The organism is Streptomyces sp. NPDC053493, assembly GCF_044544825.1.
Taxonomy (GTDB): domain Bacteria; phylum Actinomycetota; class Actinomycetes; order Streptomycetales; family Streptomycetaceae; genus Streptomyces.
The window spans coordinates 35,641-52,645 of the sequence record NZ_JBITXS010000002.1 but is presented as its reverse complement, the minus strand read 5'-3'; the positions used below and the strand labels follow the sequence as shown (position 1 = coordinate 52,645).

Annotated in this window: 18 protein-coding genes; 9 read left to right on the top strand and 9 right to left on the bottom strand. The window is 74.0% G+C overall.

Annotation, left to right across the window (positions count from 1 at the left end; all coding sequences use genetic code 11):
* Nucleotides 1–2 precede the first annotated feature (2 nt).
* A complete protein-coding gene (locus tag ACIGO8_RS05925) occupies nt 3–878 on the bottom strand; it encodes an NAD(P)-dependent oxidoreductase (protein WP_399724500.1) in 876 nt (291 codons plus the stop codon).
* 84 nt (nt 879–962) lie between these two features.
* Here ACIGO8_RS05925 and ACIGO8_RS05920 point away from each other — a divergent pair, with 84 nt between their 5' ends.
* Together ACIGO8_RS05920 and ACIGO8_RS05915 are read left to right on the top strand one after the other, a co-directional pair.
* On the top strand, nt 963–1,313 hold the full coding sequence (locus tag ACIGO8_RS05920; protein ID WP_399724498.1) for a winged helix-turn-helix transcriptional regulator: 351 nt from the start codon (nt 963–965) through the stop codon (nt 1,311–1,313).
* Between the two features lie 187 nt (nt 1,314–1,500).
* The gene (locus ACIGO8_RS05915) at nt 1,501–2,535 is read left to right on the top strand and encodes a zinc-dependent alcohol dehydrogenase family protein (protein ID WP_399724495.1); all 1,035 of its coding nucleotides are present in this window, start codon (nt 1,501–1,503) and stop codon (nt 2,533–2,535) included.
* 183 nt (nt 2,536–2,718) lie between these two features.
* Here ACIGO8_RS05915 and ACIGO8_RS05910 read toward each other — a convergent pair whose 3' ends face one another.
* The 3 genes from ACIGO8_RS05910 to ACIGO8_RS05900 all read right to left on the bottom strand — a co-directional run bounded on the left by ACIGO8_RS05910 (nt 2,719) and on the right by ACIGO8_RS05900 (nt 4,793).
* A complete protein-coding gene (locus ACIGO8_RS05910) occupies nt 2,719–3,267 on the bottom strand; it encodes a DUF6114 domain-containing protein (protein WP_399724493.1) in 549 nt (182 codons plus the stop codon).
* A 2-nt stretch (nt 3,268–3,269) separates the two neighbouring features.
* On the bottom strand, nt 3,270–3,923 hold the full coding sequence (locus tag ACIGO8_RS05905; protein ID WP_399724490.1) for a DUF6230 family protein: 654 nt from the start codon (nt 3,921–3,923) through the stop codon (nt 3,270–3,272).
* Between the two features lie 180 nt (nt 3,924–4,103).
* Entirely contained in the window at nt 4,104–4,793 is a 690-nt protein-coding gene (locus ACIGO8_RS05900; protein WP_399724487.1) for a TetR/AcrR family transcriptional regulator, read from the bottom strand.
* A gap of 438 nt (nt 4,794–5,231) precedes the next feature.
* Between ACIGO8_RS05900 and ACIGO8_RS05895 the strand changes: the two genes are divergently transcribed.
* Complete coding sequence (locus ACIGO8_RS05895) at nt 5,232–5,897, top strand: Tat pathway signal sequence domain protein (protein ID WP_399724484.1); 666 nt, start codon at nt 5,232–5,234, stop codon at nt 5,895–5,897.
* A 198-nt stretch (nt 5,898–6,095) separates the two neighbouring features.
* Nucleotides 6,096–6,911, top strand: a complete 816-nt coding sequence (locus tag ACIGO8_RS05890) for an SDR family NAD(P)-dependent oxidoreductase (RefSeq protein ID WP_399724481.1) — start codon at nt 6,096–6,098, stop codon at nt 6,909–6,911.
* Nucleotides 6,912–7,027: 116 nt separating this feature from the next.
* Here the strand turns inward: ACIGO8_RS05890 and ACIGO8_RS05885 are convergent, their stop codons facing one another.
* The 4 genes from ACIGO8_RS05885 to ACIGO8_RS05870 form a co-directional block, all read right to left on the bottom strand.
* On the bottom strand, nt 7,028–7,432 hold the full coding sequence (locus ACIGO8_RS05885; protein ID WP_399724478.1) for a heme-binding protein: 405 nt from the start codon (nt 7,430–7,432) through the stop codon (nt 7,028–7,030).
* 78 nt (nt 7,433–7,510) lie between these two features.
* Nucleotides 7,511–8,758 carry an MFS transporter gene (locus ACIGO8_RS05880; RefSeq protein ID WP_399724475.1) on the bottom strand — a complete coding sequence of 416 codons (1,248 nt, stop codon included), beginning with the start codon at nt 8,756–8,758 and terminating at the stop codon, nt 7,511–7,513.
* A 204-nt stretch (nt 8,759–8,962) separates the two neighbouring features.
* Entirely contained in the window at nt 8,963–10,822 is a 1,860-nt protein-coding gene (locus ACIGO8_RS05875; protein WP_399724472.1) for an endonuclease/exonuclease/phosphatase family protein, read from the bottom strand.
* Between the two features lie 171 nt (nt 10,823–10,993).
* On the bottom strand, nt 10,994–11,623 hold the full coding sequence (locus tag ACIGO8_RS05870) for a type III effector protein (protein WP_399724469.1): 630 nt from the start codon (nt 11,621–11,623) through the stop codon (nt 10,994–10,996).
* 126 nt (nt 11,624–11,749) lie between these two features.
* Here ACIGO8_RS05870 and ACIGO8_RS05865 point away from each other — a divergent pair, with 126 nt between their 5' ends.
* The 3 genes from ACIGO8_RS05865 to ACIGO8_RS05855 all read left to right on the top strand — a co-directional run bounded on the left by ACIGO8_RS05865 (nt 11,750) and on the right by ACIGO8_RS05855 (nt 13,192).
* Nucleotides 11,750–12,181 carry an Hsp20/alpha crystallin family protein gene (locus ACIGO8_RS05865; protein ID WP_399724466.1) on the top strand — a complete coding sequence of 144 codons (432 nt, stop codon included), beginning with the start codon at nt 11,750–11,752 and terminating at the stop codon, nt 12,179–12,181.
* Between the two features lie 111 nt (nt 12,182–12,292).
* Complete coding sequence (locus tag ACIGO8_RS05860; RefSeq protein WP_399724463.1) at nt 12,293–12,688, top strand: DUF2267 domain-containing protein; 396 nt, start codon at nt 12,293–12,295, stop codon at nt 12,686–12,688.
* Between the two features lie 54 nt (nt 12,689–12,742).
* Entirely contained in the window at nt 12,743–13,192 is a 450-nt protein-coding gene (locus ACIGO8_RS05855) for a DUF2267 domain-containing protein (protein ID WP_399724460.1), read from the top strand.
* 137 nt (nt 13,193–13,329) lie between these two features.
* Here the strand turns inward: ACIGO8_RS05855 and ACIGO8_RS05850 are convergent, their stop codons facing one another.
* Nucleotides 13,330–14,913: a dienelactone hydrolase family protein gene (locus ACIGO8_RS05850; RefSeq protein WP_399724458.1), complete on the bottom strand. Its 1,584-nt coding sequence runs from the start codon at nt 14,911–14,913 to the stop codon at nt 13,330–13,332.
* 106 nt (nt 14,914–15,019) lie between these two features.
* Between ACIGO8_RS05850 and ACIGO8_RS05845 the strand changes: the two genes are divergently transcribed.
* Both ACIGO8_RS05845 and ACIGO8_RS05840 read left to right on the top strand, forming a co-directional pair.
* On the top strand, nt 15,020–15,853 hold the full coding sequence (locus tag ACIGO8_RS05845; RefSeq protein ID WP_399724455.1) for an NAD-dependent epimerase/dehydratase family protein: 834 nt from the start codon (nt 15,020–15,022) through the stop codon (nt 15,851–15,853).
* Between the two features lie 6 nt (nt 15,854–15,859).
* Nucleotides 15,860–16,876, top strand: a complete 1,017-nt coding sequence (locus ACIGO8_RS05840) for a MerR family transcriptional regulator (RefSeq protein ID WP_399724452.1) — start codon at nt 15,860–15,862, stop codon at nt 16,874–16,876.
* Nucleotides 16,877–17,005: the final 129 nt, after the last annotated feature.

Here is a 17,005-nt window from a genome sequence, read left to right as displayed (position 1 = left end):
GGTCACCGCCGCGCCAGGACCTCCGCGAGGCGGGAGAAGCCGTCCGCGCCGTGGCCGAGGCCCACGGCGCGGCGGGCCAGGCCCTCGGCCGCCCGCATCACGCCCGCCTCGATGCCGTGCGCCTCCGAGGCGTGGACGATGTGGGCCATCGAGGAGACCGCGGAGGTCAGCGGATTGCCCTCGCCGGAGTACGAGCCGGTCTCCACGTCCTCGGCCCACTCCTGGAACAGCGGCGGCAGGATCGCCGCGATGCCCTGGGCGAACGGGGCCAGTTCGCGCGGCGCGACGCCCTCCGCGCCGGCGACCGCCAGCGCGTGCACGTAACCGGCCATCGTCGTCCAGAAGATGTCCAGCAGCGCGATGTCGTACGCGGCCGCCCGGCCGAGGTCCTCGCCGAGGTGGGTGTGGGTGCCGCCGAGCGCGTCGAGCACCGGCCGGTGCTCCTGGTAGAGCTCCTGCGGGCCGCTGTGGATGAGGACGGCGTGCGGCGTCCCGATGGTCGGCGTCGGCGTCATGACGGCCCCGTCGAGATAGAAGATGCCGTGCTCGGCGGCCCAGCGGCCGGTGTCCCGCGCCCGGTCGGGCGTGTCGGCGGTCAGGTTCACCACCGTGCGCCCCTTGAGCGCGGCCGTGACCGCCTCGGTGCGCAGCACGGCGTCCGTGGCGTCGTAGTTGACCAGGCAGACCACGGTCAGCGGGCTCGCCGCGACCGCCTCGGCGGCGCTGCCGGCCGCGAGCGCGCCCCGCTCGATCAGTTCGCGGTCGCGGCCCGGCGTGCGGTTCCACACGGTGGTGCGCACGCCGGCGGCCACGAACGCCCCGGCCAGGGCGCGGCCCATCGGGCCGAGGCCGATCACGGTGACGGCGGAAGAAGACATGAGGGAACTCCCTTGTGCATGAGGACAATGCGAGCGGGCGTGACGCAACGGACCGAAGAACACCGAAGAACGGGGAAGAGGACGATGACGCGCAGCCGGGCCAAGGACACCGATGTGTGCGGTGTGACCGCCGCGATCGCGGTGATCGACGGCAAGTGGAAGACCTTGTTGCTGTGGCTGCTGGAATCCGGCCCGCACCGGCCCGGCGAACTGCGCCGGAAGGTCCCGGCGATCAGCGAGAAGGTGCTGACCCAGGCCCTGCGGGAGATGGAGACCGACGGTCTGGTGCACCGCGAGGTGTACGACGTGGTGCCGCCGAAGACCGTCTATTCGCTGACCGGCTTCGGCCGCGAGCTCTCCGAGGCGCTGGCTCCGCTGTCCGACTGGGGCCACCGCCGGCTGGACCGGCTCGCCGAGGAGCGTGCCGTGTCCTGATGTGCCGTCAGACTCCTTTCCCGTTGCGTCTCTCTCGGTCGGCATCAGCCTCTCCCGGAGCCGGTGCGGCGACAAGTACCCACAAAAAAGTGGGTGGATGGCGCGTCGACGCCGCGAACAGAAGTACGATGATCGTCGTATTTCGAGGCCGGACGACGGCGAAGCGAAGAGGATGCGAGGGCGGGTCATGGCGACCACGAGCAGGACGGTCAGATTCCACGCGTACGGCGGTCCCGAGGTGCTGCGGATCGAGGACGAGACCGTGGGCGAGCCCGGGCCCGGCGAGCTGCGGATACGGATCGACGCCATCGGCCTCAACCGGGCCGAGGTGCTCTTCCGCGCCGGCGTCTACATCGAGGACGTCAAGGAGTTCCCCGCCCGGCTCGGCGCCGAGGCCGCCGGCGCCGTCGAGGCCGTCGGTGCGGGCGTCACCGGCTTCGCGCCCGGCGACCCGGTCAGCGTGGTGCCCGCGTTCTCCATGAACGCCTACGGGGTCTACGCGGAGCGCGCGATCGTGCCCGCCACGGCCGTGCTGCACCGCCCCGAGGGCCTCGACGCGGTGGCGGGCGCGGCGGTCTGGATGCCGTACCTCACCGCCTACGGCGCACTGGTGCAGGTCGGCGGCATGACCGCGGGCGACACGGTCGTCGTCACCGCCGCGTCCAGCAGCGTCGGTCTCGCCGCGATCCAGATCGCCCGGCGCGTCGGCGCCGTGCCGATCGCCACCACCCGCACCGGTGCCAAGAAGGCGGCGCTGCTGGCCGCCGGGGCCGCCGAGGTGATCGTCGACGAGGACAAGGACCTGGTCGAGCGGGTGCGCGCGGCGACCGGCGGCCGGGGCGCCGAATTCGTCTTCGACGCCGTCGCCGGGCCCGGAGTGCTCGACCTCGGCCGCGTCGTCGCGCCCGGCGGCACGCTGTTCGTGTACGGCGCGCTGAGCGGCCTGCCGACCCCGTATCCCGGCTTCGACCTCGGCATGCCCGCCCTCAACATGCGCACCTACACGCTCTTCGAGACGACACACGACGCCGAACGGCTGCGGCGCGCCGCGGCGTTCGTCTCCTCCGGTCTGCGGACCGGCGCGTTCCGGCCGGTCGTCGACCGGACCTTCCCGCTCGCGGAGATCGCCGACGCGCACCGCTACCTGGAGGCCGGCGCCCAGATCGGCAAGATCGTCGTCACCGTCGACCACGACGCGGAGCCGGCGGCCACGCCGGCCTGAGGGCCGCGGCGGCATGACGGCCATGGCCGTGACGGCCACGAGGGCTGGACGGCCACGACGGCCGAGGGCCGCGAGGGCCTGACGGTCACGGACGGCGCCTGAGGGCTCGGAGGGCGCTTGGGGGCTCGGAGGGCGCGCCGCGCCGGTCAGGCCGGGTTTCCGGCGGGACCGGCGCGGCGCGCCCTAACCGGTGGCGCCGGGAACGCCGGAAGCACCGGAAGCGCCGGAACCACCCTGCTCGGTACGGCGGTTACGGCGCAGCAGTCGGCGGCGCCGGGGCCGGTCCGGCAGCCAGCCGAAGGCGAGCGAGCTCCCGACCAGGCCGAGGAGCATGCCGACGAAGAACCCGCCGAGGTTCGACGTCACCCAGCTCGCCAGCGAGGCGAGCACGCCGATCACCGAGTAGAACAGCCGCTGGCGCGGGTTGACCACGATGAGCAGCCCGCAGACCACCATCATGATCGGCAGGACGTAGCCCGCCAGGCTGTCGGCGCCGGCGGTGAGGATCACCGAGACGCTGGCCTGCTGGGTCAGCAGGATCTCCGCGCCGCCGAGTGCCAGCGCCAGGCCCGCTCCGAAGGGCCGCCGGTGCCGCCAGCGCCGGAACGCCCGCCACGGGTGCCTGCGGCCGTCCGGACGTACGGCCTCGGGCGCTCCCGCGGTGTCCGGCGCGTCCGGCGGGCCCGGCACCTCCGGTACGTCCGCGAGGGCGCCGTCCGTGCCCGCCGCCATGCTCAGCAGCCCTCCGAGGCGAAGTTCATGTGGAGGTCGGGGAGCGTGAACCGCACCGCCGTGGTGGCGTAGTTGGTCTGCCGCACGTCGCGGATGGTGACGGTGTCCGCCTGCTGGCCGAAGGAGCCGAGCGGGCCCTTGACCGGAGGCTTGTCGAAGGTGCTGGCGTCGCCGCCGATCTCGATGTTGTCGAAGTCGGCGAGCTTGCCGGTGATGTCGGTCGAGTCGGTGGTCAGGCCGGAGGCCTTGACCGGAGTGCCCTTGTTGCCGGCCGTGATGTGCAGATACGTGCCGCCCAGCTCCACGCTCTGGCAGAGGTTGGTGAGCTTCGCCTCGCGGATCGCGGTCACGATGGTCAGCACCTGGCCGCCGGTGTCGCCCGCGTTGGGGCTTCCCTCGGGCATGTTGTCCAGCGCGCCGAACTGCCCGAAGCCGGTGCCCTCCAGGGTGGAGGCGGTCACGGTGAACGGCATGCCGGAGATGGCGAACTGGGCGGCGAGCGCACCCTGGGCGGTGAGCACGACCAGCGTCGAGGCGGCGAGGAACGCGGGCACGCCCATCAGGGCGGCGCGGCGGTAGCGGACTCCGCCTCGTCTTTCCGTGTCGCCCGGGGAGGGCGTGGGGCCGGGTGCGGCGGTCTCTTCGGACAGTGCCATGCGGTGCTCCTGACATGAAGGAGGTGACGGAGCGCGGCGACGTCCTGGCGCGGACGGTTCCCCATCCACCTGGGTCTTCCCGGACTCGTGCGGAGGCAGCCGTGCCGCAGGGAACCGAAACGGACCGTACGCGCGGTTATAAAGCGCGTCAACTAGTCGGTAACAAAAGCTTGTTGACGATCACTCACAGCGGGTGAAGGGCGTGACGACGACGTGCACCAGCACGTCGAGGAGCTCCGGGAGCCGACCGTCCGCGGCCGTGAAGCGGTCCTCGTCGACCGCCCGGTGCACCGCCGCGTGCACGGCCCCGACCACCGTGTCCACCAGCTCGGCCCGCGCCACACCCGCCGGGCCGGGCGGGGCGTCGGTGAAGAACCGGCGAAAATCGGCCAGAAGTTCCGCCCGTGCCCGCCGCCCCGCCGGCCCCGCCGACTCGATCTCCACCGCCATCGTGGCGAAGGCCGGCGTCTGCTGGAGCAGGCTCAGCAGCACCCGCAGCCCGGCCCGTACCGCGACCGGCCAGTCGTCCGCGCCGCCGGCCTCCTCGTACGCCCGCTGCATCGCCCGTACGACCGTCTGCGTGCCGCCCCGGAACGCGGCGATCACCGCGTCCTCCTTGCCGGAGAACAGCTCGTAGAAGACCGGGCGGGTCACTCCGGCGGCCCGGCAGATGTCGCTGATCCGCGCGCCCGTGTAGCCGTTGGCCGCGACCGTGCGGGCCACACCGTCCAGCAGCCGCTCCCGCTGACGGGACGCCACCTGTTCGGGGGTGAGCCGGCGCGGTCCCGGGCGCAGCGAGCGCTCCGGCTCGCGGCCCGTGCGGGCCCCGGGCAGGACGAGATCCTCCTCGGCGCGGCGAACGCTCGTCATCGGCCACATCCTCCGGCGGTTGTTGACGTCACATACTCGACAGGATTACAACCCTCGTGGGTTTTCCTCTCGGTGCCGCGGGCGAACCGGTGGAGCCGCACCCCTGTGGGACGGGATGCGCCGCCGCCGCGCACCGCACACCGAGTATTACGCTCCACCCCGTATCGCGACACCGCTGCCGGAGATCCGTGGCGCCGGATCGTCCCGGCGGTGGCCGTCGCCTCGTGGCGCCGCCGCGTCACCACGTCACCTGACACCGCGTCCGCGCGACGCCGCAGCCCGCGGCCGTCGTGTCCTCGCGTCCCCGTCCGGTGCGTGATCCCCAGCGCGGCGCGCCCCCGCGTACCGTCCCCGCGCGCGTACGTCCTCGTCGTGCGCCCGCACCCACGCCGATCGTCGCCTTTCCTCACCCTCCGCCATCGTGCGAAAGGAACCCCCATGGACAAGCGTGCTCTCTCGGCTGCCTTCGGAGCCGCCGTCGCCGCCGTGCTCGCGGTGACCGCCTCCGCCTCCGCGACCGCCTCCGCCGGCAACGTACTGACCACCGGAAGCGCCGGCGGCACCGCCGTCGCCTCCGGTGACACCCTGTCCGCCTCCCTGGTCACCGGCACCAAGGCGCGGATCGCCACCACCGCGGGCGGCAGCACCGGCATCACCTGCAACACCTCGGCCTTCACCGCCACCGTGAACACCAACCCGGCGGCGCCCGGCACCGCCACCGAGACCGTCACCGGCCACACGCTCAGCAGCTGCACCACCAACATCACCGGCGCGACGGGCGTGCAGAGCATCACCGTCAACAACCTGCCGTTCAACGCGGCCGTCGCCTCCGGCGGTTCGCTCACCGTCACCGCGGGCGCCGCGGGCCCGATCCAGACCACCCTGAAGATCAGCACCATCCTCGGCACGACGACCTGCGTCTACCGGGCCACCAGCCTCACGGCGACGCCGTCCAACGCCGACAACTCGCTGACCTTCACCGACCAGTTGTTCACCAAGTACAGCGGCCCGAGCACCTGTCCGGGCAGCGGCTACTTCACGGCGAAGTACGGGCCGGTGCTCGACACCAGCCAGGCCGGCAGCCCGGCGGTCTTCGTCAACTGATGTGACCGTCCGCTGACCCGGCCCGCCCGGGCGGGGCGGCCTCGGAGCCGGAGGGCTACCGCGGCCGCCCCTTCGCCATGGCCCGATACAGGGACGCACGCCCCGGCGGGAGTCGCCGCCGCGCCGGGTCGCGATCATCCGCAGCAGGGCGGAATCATTCAGTTCAGTGAATCATTCTCCCGAGAGAATGGACTGGCCGTGGCACCTCCCGCCCCGATCCCGCCCGCGCCCGACGCGGCGCCCGGGCCCCACTCCCGTCCCGTGACCGGCATCGCCGGCAAGGTCGCCCTCGTCACCGGCGGCTCCCGCGGCATCGGCGCCGCCACCTGCCGCGCCCTCGCCGCCCACGGCGCGAAGGTCGCCGTCACCGGCCGCGACACGGCGGCCGTGGACGCGGTCGTCACCGCGATCGCCGCGGCCGGCGGCGTCGCGCTCGCGGCGCCCGCCGACGTCACCGACCCGGCCGCCGTCGACCGGCTCCGCACCCTGGTCGCGTCCGAACTCGGCCCGGTCGAGATCCTCGCCCCGTTCGCCGGCGGCCAGGGCGCGCCCGTACCCACCGTCGCTCTCGGTCTCGACCGCTGGCGCTCCGTCCTCGACTCCGACCTGACCTCGGTCTTCCTGACCGTCTCCGCGTTCCTGCCCGGCATGGTCGAACGGCGCTCCGGCAGTGTCGTGCTGATGTCGTCCACCGCCGGCCGCGTCCCGAGCGGCGCGAACGCCGCCTACGCCGTGGCCAAGGCGGGCGTCGTGATGCTCGCCCGGCACCTGGCTCTGGAAGTCGGCCGGCACGGCGTCCGCGTCAACTGTCTCGCGCCCTCCGCCGTCCTGAACGAGCGCATGCGCCGCTTCATGACCGAGGAGCAGCTCACGGACCTCGCCGACAGCTTCCCGCTCGGCCGCATCGGCCGTCCCGAAGACGTCGCCGAAGCCGTGGTCTACCTCGCCTCCGACGCTGCCTCCTGGGTGACCGGCGCCGTCCTCGACCTCACCGGCGGACGGGTGACCGCCTGAGCGCCGACCCCGTGCCCCCGCCCGCGACCCCGTGCCCCCGCCCGCGCCCCCTGCCCGCGCACCGCGCGCCCGGCCCGCGGGTCCAGGCGGGGCCGGGCGCTCGGCGAGCCTCGCCCTCAGGCGGCCAGGGCGGCGACGGCGGCGGTGGCGAAGGAGTGGTCCTGCTCCGGAGCGCCGCCGCCGACGCCGATCGCGCCGACCAGCCGGCCCTCGCGGTGGACCGGCAGGCCGCCGGCGATGAAGAGCAGCGGCCGGTCGAGGGCGGTCGGCAGCGAGTGGAAGGGCCCGTCGGGCTTGACCAGGTCGACGAGGTCGGCGGTCGGGGCGTTCAGCTGGAGCGCGGTGTACGCCTTGCGGGTGCTGGTCTCGCCCGAGATGAGGACCGCGCGGTCGTCGCGACGGAAGGCGAGCAGGTGCCCGCCGGCGTCGAGGACGGTGACGCTGACCGTGACGCCGGCGGCCTCCGCGGCGCGGCGGGCGGCGGTGAGCAGGATCTCGGCGTCGTGGGTGGTGAGGCTCATGGTGCTGTTCCTTGTGCGGAGTGCGTACGGGTGATGTGCGTACGGATGGTGGGTGTACGGATACGGGGGAGCGGGTGGTCAGTGGCGGGCGGCCGGCACCCGGGCGGCGGGCGCACCGGCGACCGGGGCGGAGGCCCGGACGGGCTCCTGGGCCGGCGTCGACGCGGCGGCCTTCGCGGTCCGGGCGCGCCGGTCCAGGCCCGCGGCCAGGAAGGCCAGCAGCAGCGCCGTACCGGACAGGAGCGCGCCGACCCAGTTCGGAGAGGTGTAGCCGAGGCCCGCGCCGATGACGGTGCCGCCGAGCCAGGCGGCGAGCGCGTTGCCCAGGTTGAAGGCGCCGATGTTGGCGGCGGAGGCGAGCGTGGGCGCGGCCGAGGCCTGGTCGAGGACCCGCTTCTGCAGCGGCGGCACGGTCGCGAAGCCGAGGGCGCCGATCAGCGTGAGGGTGATCGCGGCGAGCACCTTGTCGTGCGCGGTCGCGGTGAAGAGCAGCAGCACCAGGGCGAGCGCGCCGAGCGAGACGAACAGCAGCGGCATCAGGGCCCGGTCGGCGAACCTGCCGCCGAGCAGGTTGCCGAGGAACATGCCGACGCCGAACAGCACGAGCAGCCAGGTGACCGCGCCCTCGGTGAAGCCCGCGACCTCGGTCATCATGGGCGTGATGTAGGTGATGGCCGCGAACACACCGCCGTAACCGAGCACGGTCATCGCCATGGCCAGCCAGACCTGGGCGTTCTTGAACGCGGCGAACTCGCCGCGGATGCTCACGGACTCCGGCCGTCCGGTCTCGGGCACGAGGCGCGCGACGCCGAGCAGGCCGACGACGCCGAGCGCGGCGACGAGACCGAAGGTGATCCGCCAGCCCGCCGCCTGGCCGATGTAGGTGCCGAGGGGGACGCCGACGATGTTGGCGACGGTGAGTCCCATGAACATCAGCGAGATCGCCGAGGCCTTCTTCTGGGGCGCGACGAGCCCGGCGGCGACGACGGACCCGATTCCGAAGAACGCGCCGTGCGCGAGGGAGGCCACCACGCGGCCGATGAGCATGATCCCGAAGGCGGGTGCGAGGGCCGAGACCAGGTTCCCGACGACGAACAGGCCCATGAGGAACATGAGCATCTTCTTCCGGGACACCTTGGTGCCGAGCACGGTGAGCAGCGGCGCGCCGAACACCACGCCGAGGGCGTAGCCGGTCACCAGCCAGCCGGCGGTGGGGATGGAGACACCGAAGTCGCCGGCGACCTGGGGCAGCACGCCCATGATCACGAACTCGGTGGTGCCGATCCCGAAGGCCCCGATGGCCAGGGCCAGAAGTGCGAGCGGCATGGCTCAACCCTTCCATGATTGCTTGAGGAGGCTTCTTATGTGCCTCCACAATAATTGCATACGCGCTATAAGTGCAATCGCGGGTAGTGCGTGCGCTCGGGGTGGTGGGGCCGTGGGCCGTCCTGGAGGCATGCCTGGCCTGCTGGAAACCCCTGCAGGCGGTGGGGGCGGGAAAGGTCGGCCGCCCGTCACCGGCCCGGCCGGTCAGAAGAGCCGGTCGTCCGGAGGGAAGTTCCAGCCGCTGCGGTTGACGTCGGCGAGGGGCGGGGCCGGGTTGGGGAAGGGGTTGGCGGGATTGCCCGTGCCGCGGTGAAGGAAGAGGTCCTTCCTGCGGTCGGTGGCACTGTGCGGCTTGACGCCCAGGAGGTCGCCGCGGCCGGCCGGGTCGCCGTCGAGGTTGCCGGGTGCCAGGAGCCGGCTGAAGACGTTCCAGCCGGAGCCGACCCTCACGCCGGTGCGGAGCGCGCCGCCCGTCCTGCCGGCGAAGCGGTACAGCTCGCCGGCCGGTGTGCGGGCGAGGAGGTCCGGCCGGCCGTCGCCGGTGAGGTCTCCGGGGGCCAGGACCGTGTCGTACGCGCCGAAGGCGGACGACAGGACCACGGAGGGGCCGACGCCGCCGTCCGGCCGGGTGGAGGCGCGCATGAGCGTGCCGTCGGCGGTCCGCAGGACGAGGTCCGGGCTGCCGTCGCCGTCCATGTCGGGGCTCACCGCGAGCTGGTCGACGGACCCGAGGCCCCGGGCGACCTCGCGCGGCGCGCGGGTGAACAGGCCGCTGGACCGGTCGCCCTCGTGGAAGCGCAGGACACCACGGGTGTCGAGGGCGTACAGGTCGTCGTCGCCGTCCTGGTCGACGTCCCCGGCACGCGCGACGAGCCGGGCGTCCTTCCAGCCGAAGCCGATCTTGCACGCCTCCGCCGCGATCGTGCCGTCACCGCGGCCGTCGTGCCGCCACAGGTCCCCGTCCGCGTCCACGCGCAACAGATCGGCGTAGCGGTCGGCTTCGGTGGCGCAGTGCGTGAAGGTCGCCGCGCCGCGGTAGGGGAGGTGGTCGGAGATGCCCTCGCGGCTCGGGGCGGGTGCGTCCACCGCGGCCGCGACGTTGGTGAAGTGGGACTCGTCCACGAAGACGTAGTCGAGCTTGCCGTTCGCCGCGTGGGTGTGCTGCCCGGAGCGGCAGCGCTCCACCAGGGGCTTTCCGGCCGCGTCCTCACACGGGGCGTCGAAGTGCGCCGTGTCGGTCTCGTCCGTCTCGCGCCACCGCAGACCGCCGGCGCGGACGGAGCCCGCCTTCCCGAGGTGGAACGGCTCGCCGAGGTAGAACGGGTCGAGGTCCGCGGAACGGGGCCGCTCGCCGCCCTCGCGGTTGACCGGGTTGAAGTCGCCGCCCAGCACCACGGCGGTACCGGCGTGCAGCCACGGGTCGGCCGCCAGGTTCCGCGCCTGGGTGAGGGTCAGGTCCTGCGGGTACGGGGGCGGGTTGTTGGGCCACAGGTGGACCGAACAGGCGCGGGTCCTGACCGACTGCACCGTGGCCTCGACGCACGCCGCGTACCAGTCCTCCGGCGCCGTCGCCTGCGCGACGTTCCCGTACGGGCCGACGGAGGGGTCGAGCGTCACCCTGCTGGAGATGGGACCCTTGGCGAACACCGCGATGCCGTAGTCGCCCCTGACCGCGCCGGCGGTGCCATCGGTCGGGTCGTCCATCAGACAGTCGTCCCGGGTCTCGCTCGCCTTGTGCGTGGGCGCGAAGTGCCCGGGACTGTATCCCTCCGCCGTCAGACTCTCGTCGACCGCGTTGTACTGCTGACGGCACACCTCCTGGAGGAAGACCAGGTCGGCCTTCCACTCCTTGGCCTGCCTCACGACCTCCTCACGGCGAGGCTTCACCGTCCGGGGATCCGCGCAGCCGCTCACCTTGCTGTTCCCGCAGATGTTGTACGTCAGGAACCGGACCATCGGCGCCGTGGCCGGAGTGGGCACGTCCGCCGCGGCAGGCCGCGGCATTCCTCCGAGCGCCGCCGCCAGCAGTGCCGGCACGACGGCGCACGTCCCGCGTCTGCGCACGAGGAGGCTCCCCCTTCAGTTCGGCCCGCCCGCGGTGGTCCGAGGACGACCTGTCCGAGGACGACCTCCGGGCATCGACACGAACCAGCACAACCCGCCCTCGCCCGCCGCCACGGCCTCACCACCCCGCACCGCGCCGCGAACCACTCGATCGGCCCCCGGGGTTGCCCCCTACGGCGGCGTGAGGTCGTCGAGCTGCGCGGCCAGGCCCGGATGGCCGGCGATCAGATGGCGGCGGGTGGCGGCCAGCGGGCCGATCAGGGCGGCCGGGTCGTCGTGGGCGAGGGCGGTGTGGAGCTCGCTGAGGGGGCGGCGGGCGGCGGGCGGCAGGTCGGTGAGGGCGGTGATCTGGCCGGCGAGGCGGCGCAGGTCGGCGGCGTTGCGGCGGGCCCAGGTGACGGTGGTGCGCTCGGCGGCGCGGGCCTGCCGGGTCGCCGTCACACGCTGCTCGCCGGTGGACCCGGCGGCGCCCGGACGGCCGCGCAGATAGCGGCGCTCGGCGGCCTGCCGGCTGGCGACACCGAGGGGCTGGGCGAGGTCGGCCCAGCTGGCGCCCGCGTCGCGGGCCGTCTCGATCAGGCCGGTCTCCCAGCCGGCGAGCTGCTCGCGGACCTGCCGCAGCAGCATCAACGAGGCGAGGGCCTGTTCCGCGGCCGGCCCGGTGCCGGGGGCGTCGGGGGCCTCGGACCGGGCGGTGCGCAGGGTCTCGTCGATGGCGCGCAGGGCCGCCGAGGCGGCCAGGAACGACGCGGGGCTCCGGGCGTCGGTGCGGGACGGGGACGGCTGGTCGGCCGGGGTCACGGACACCTCCCTCTGCTTGTCATCCAGTCGACGACATCGTGTTTGTCATCCATTGGATGACATGCTACAACGGTTTCTGTGAGGCGCATTGGCAGCAACTGCCCGACCCCTCTGGAGGTGTTTTCCATGTTGATGCGCACCGACCCCTTCCGTGAACTGGACCGCGTGGCCCAGCAGCTGATGGGACCGGGTACCTGGTCGCGGCCGTCGGCGATGCCGATGGACGCCTACCGCGAGGGCGACGAGTACGTCGTGGCCTTCGACCTTCCCGGTGTGACCGCGGACGCGATCGACATCGACGTCGAGCGGAACATGCTGACGGTCAAGGCCGAGCGCCGGCCGGTGGCCAAGGCCGACGACGTGCACATGGAGCTGTCCGAGCGGCCGCTGGGCGTCTTCTCCCGCCAGATCGTGCTCGCCGACACGCTCGACACCGAGCACATCCAGGCCGACTACGACGCGGGCGTGCTCACCCTGCGCATCCCGATCGCCGAGCGCGCCAAGCCACGCAAGATCACCATCGGCGTCGGATCCGGCCGCAAGCAGATCTCCGGCTGACACCGGCCGGACGACGCGCGGGTGCGGAGGACGAGCATCCTTCTCCCCCTCCCCGCCCTCCGCACCCGCCTCTCCCATGGGCCGTCCGAACGAAGAAGGGGTGTGGCCGAGATGACTCTGCGACGCGAGACGTTCCTCGACCGTCTCCGGGAACGCGGCGCGTACGACACGGTGGAGGAAGCCGAGCGCGCGGCGCGCGTGGTGCTCGCCCTGCTCGGCGCGCACCTGGTCGGCGAGGTCCGCGCCCAGCTCGCGGCGCGCCTGCCCGACGACTTCGCCCTGATCCTGCTCAACCCGCTGCAGAGCGCCGAGCCGCTGTCGCCGGAGCGGTTCGTGCGGGCGACCGCGGCCTGGATCGAGGGCGCCACCGAGCAGACCGCGACGTGGGACGTCAGCGCCGTGCTGTCCACGGCCGCCGACGCGGCCGGCGACGACCTGCTGGAGCAGATCCTGCTCCAACTGCCCGCCGGATACGAGCTCCTCTTCGGCCGCACCCAGCCCGTCTGATCCCTCCCGGTGCCGCACACCGGCACCCTGGCTCCACGAAAGGCATGCATCGCAGTGATCACCGACGTGCGCGTACCTCTCGAGCGCCCGCAGTCGTACGGGTCGGCGTACGAGCAGATGCTGGAGAAGGTCCGCTACGAAGGCGCCTACCCCACCCGTGAGCGAGCCGACGAAGCCGTCCGCCTGGTCCTCGGCGGGCTCGGACGCCAGCTGACCGGCGACGAACGTGTCGACCTCGCCGCCCGGCTGCCCCTCGAGGCCGCACGCGTCCTCACCGCGCAGATCCCCGACATCGAGCCCCTGACCGGCTGGGCCTTCGTCAAGGACCTCGCCGCCCGCGGCGGCGGCTCTCCGGCCACCACCCGCTGGGACACCGGCTCCGTCTTCTCCGCCGTCAGCGCCTACGCCGGCCCCGACCTGATCACCCGCATCCTGGACCGGCTCCCCAGCGGCTACGCCCTCCTCTTCGGCCGAGCCGAACTCGCGCCGGCCGGCGCGAGGTGACCTGAGCGCCCTCCGCGCGAGCGCGCCGTCCTCGTGGCGCCGAGGCCGCCCCGGATCCGTTCCGGGGCGGCCCCTCGCCCGTTCGTACCGGCGTACGCCTCCGTCTCCGGGACCCGGCGGTCTCAGCGCCCGCCTGGTCAGGTCATCAGGCGGGAGACGACGGAACGGGCCGCCTGGCGGACGGCGGCGCGGGTGGCGGGTGTGTGGTCGAGGGTCTCGAAGCCGTGGCGGGCGCCCGGCGCTTCGACGAGCTCGACCGGGGCCCCCGCCGCCGTGGCCGCGGCGAGGAAGGCGTCGACCGTCGACCGCAGCGCCGGATGCTCACGGCCCGCCCGGGTCAGGACGACCGGCGGGCTCGCCGCACCGACCGTCCGCGCCGGGCGGAAACGGGCGTCCACCGACCGCCACTCCGGCAGCGGCGCCAGGGCCGGATAGGTCAGTGCCACGCACCGCAGCCACGGCGGCGGCGCGGCCAGCCAGTCGGCCGACAGCAGGCCGCCGGCGGAGAAGAACCACAGCGCGATCCGGTCGGCGTCGACCCGGGGGTCGGACCGCACGAGGTCCAGCGCCTCGCTGAGGTCCTCGGCCGAACGGGGAAAGTCCGCGGGACCGTGCAGCCGGTGCTCCACGGTCGCGCCGATCACGCCGAGCCCGGCCGCGAGACGCCCGTAACCGAGGAAGGTCGGTGTGTCGCGCGGGCCGGGCACCTGGTCCGGTGCGATCGGTCCGCCGTGCACGAACAGGACGGCCGGGCGCGGCCCTTCGGAGCCCGGCGCGTCCAGGCCCTCCGGCAGGTGCAGGTCGACCCGGCCCCGGCGCTCGCGCGGCCGCTCCGGCGGATCCAGCAGGAACGTGCCCTCGTGCGCGGCCGGAGCCGTGCACGGGGCGGTCAGCCGCCGGCCCTCGTCCGCCGCGGCGCGCAGCAGCACCTCGGCGAGCGGGCCGGGCGCGGACAGCATCGGCCAGTGACCCGTGGCCAGTTCGAAGAAGCCCACCTTGGGATCGGCCAGCACCCGGAACTGCGGCGGACCCGAGGTCACCAGCATCTCGACCATCGAGATCCCGGAGCCGTTCGCCGTGCACAGCACACCCGTCGTCGGCCGGTCGAAGGGGCTGCGGGTCAGCCGCAGCGGCTGGGTGAGGGTGCGCACCGGCTGCGGCCGGGCCAGCCGGCCGAGCAGCGCCAGGTCCTCGGCGGACAGCCCCGCCGTGCTGCCCCACCGCTCCCACTCCTCGCCCACCGGCGCCGGGAGATGAGCGTCCGCACCGGTCCGTTCGGCCCGTTCCGCCCGCTCGACGGCGGCCCGGTCGGGAACGAGGGCCTTCGCCGCGTCCCCGTCGACGGGCATTCCCGCGTCCATGTACACCACCCGCGCACACCGTTCCGGCCGCCGGTCGGCGGCGCCCAGCACCGGGTGGATGCCGTAGTCGTGCCCGACGAGCACCACCTCGGCGGCCTCGGCCCCGTCGACCACCCGCAGCACGTCCGCGATGTGCGTCTCCAGATCCACCGGCCCGGACCGGCCGGGTCCGTCGGGCCCATCAGGCCCGCCGGGCCGGTCGGGATCGTCGTGGCCGCCGGGACCGCCCGGCCCGTCGTCGCCCATGCCGGTCAGCGTCACGCCGTACGCCTCGGCGCCGGCCTCCCGCAGCCGCCCGACCACCTCCTGCCACACCCATCCGCCGGTGAAGGGCCCGGACACCAACACGAACGCCACCATGGAGCTCTCCTCGCTCGCACCGATCACGACCCGGGGACCATAGGAACTCCCGCTGGGGGAGGTTCAAGCGCCGCCGCTGTCCGACGTGCTCGGTACGCTCACGGGCATGGGGAAGGACCGGCGGGGAGGCATCATGGGGCTGGGCACGGTGGCGGTCACGGGCGCCGCGGGGACCATCGGCGGCGCCGTACGGGCAGGACTGCGGGCGGAGGCGGCGCGGCTGATCCTGGTCGACCGCGCGCCGCTGCGGCCCGAGGCCGGCAACGAGGAGGTCCGCACCGCGGACCTGAGGGACCCGGCCGCCGTGGAGGCGGCGCTCGCGGGCTCCGACCGCGTGCTCCACCTCGGCGGCGTGCCGGACGAGGCGCCGCTGCCCGAACTCCTCGACGCCAACGTCCTCGGCACCCACCACGTCCTGGAGGCCGCCCGCCGCACCGGGATCCGCCGCGTGGTGCTCGCCGGCAGCAACCGCATCACCGGCTTCTATCCGGCCGGACACGCCACCGGCCCGCGCGAACCCGTCCGGCCCGACGGTCTGTACGGAGTGAGCAAGGCCGCCGTCGAGGCCCTCGGCCAGTTGTACGCCGACAAGTTCGGGCTCTCCGTGCTCTGTCTGCGCATCGGCAGCTTCGAACCGGCACCCACCGAGCCCCGCCATCTGGCGACCTGGCTCAGCCCGCGCGACGCCCTCGGCTACGTCCGGGCCGCGCTGACCGCGCCGCCCGTCCCCGGATTCACCGCGGTGTACGCCGTCTCCGCCAACACCCGCCGCTTCTGGACCCTGCCCGGGCCCGCCGAACTGGACTACGCGCCGGTCGACGACGCCGAGGAGCACGCCGCGTCGATACCCGGCGCCGACCGGGCGCCCGATCCCGCCGCGCCCCAGGGCGGCGCCTACGCCCGGCCCGAGTTCACCCTCCCGTACCTCCGCAGGAGCTGACCCGGCGTGGCCTCGGACGACGAGCTCTGGAGCATCGGCGAACTCGCCGAACGGGCCGGCGCCACCGTCAAGACCGTCCGCTTCTACTCCGACCGTGGGCTCTTGCCCGAGGCCGGCCGCAGCGGTGGCGGACACCGGCGCTACGGCCCCGACGCTCTCGACCGGCTCCGGCTCATCCGCGCGCTGCGCACGCTCGACCTGCCGATGTCCGAGGTCGGCCGGGTCGTCGGCGCGGTCCCGCACCGCGAGGACGCTGAGCAGGATGCTTCGGGCAGCGCCCCGAACGGCGTAGGCGGCGCGCTGGACGACGCCCTGGAGGACGTGGTCGCCCGCCAGTTGAACGAGGTGACCGGCCGGCTCACCGCGCTGCGGTGGCGCGAGGCGTCCCTGCGGCTGCTGCGCGACTGCGGCCCCCGGGAGCGGGCGGAGCGGCTGCGGCTGCTCGGGGCGGTGACCGTGCCGCCCGACACGACGGCGCTCGCCCGCTTCTGGCGGCGCACCCTGCCCGTACGGCTGCCGGCCCGGCTCGCCGACGCCGTCGTGGCGGCCGCCGTGCCGCAGCCGCCCGCCGAGCCGGGCCCGGCCCAGGTGTTGGCCTTCGCCCGGCTGCACGCCCTGGTCGCCGGGACGCCCGCGCCCGTCGTCCACCTGGCGGACGTCGACCACCGGCCGAGCCTTCTCTACGCGGGCCTCGGCGAGGCGTACGACCTGGCGGCGCCGGAGGTACGGGCCGGGCGGACGCCCGCGGCCGGCGAGGCCCTCGACTCCTTCGTCGCGGCCTACGCGGGCGCGCTCGGCGCCCGTGACACCCGGGCCTTCCGGCGTCGCCTCGCCGGGCTGATGACGAGAAGCGCCGATCCGCTGATCGGCCGCTACTGGCGGCTCGCCGGTGAGGCCGCCGGCCCGTCGGCGGGCCCCACCGCGGGAGCCGTGCACGGCTGGCTCTGCGCCGCGCTCAAGACGGACTTCGCACCGGCGCCGGACCTGGCCGGGCACCCGTCGGTCCCGGCGTGGGGCGCGTGAGGAAACCCGTCGCACCTCCCTGTCACACTTCTCCGCTCCGCTCCGTCGGTGTGCTGACGACAAGGTCACCGCACCGAGGACGAGGAGACGACGATGGAAGAGCGTGCGATCACGACCGGCATCCCGAAC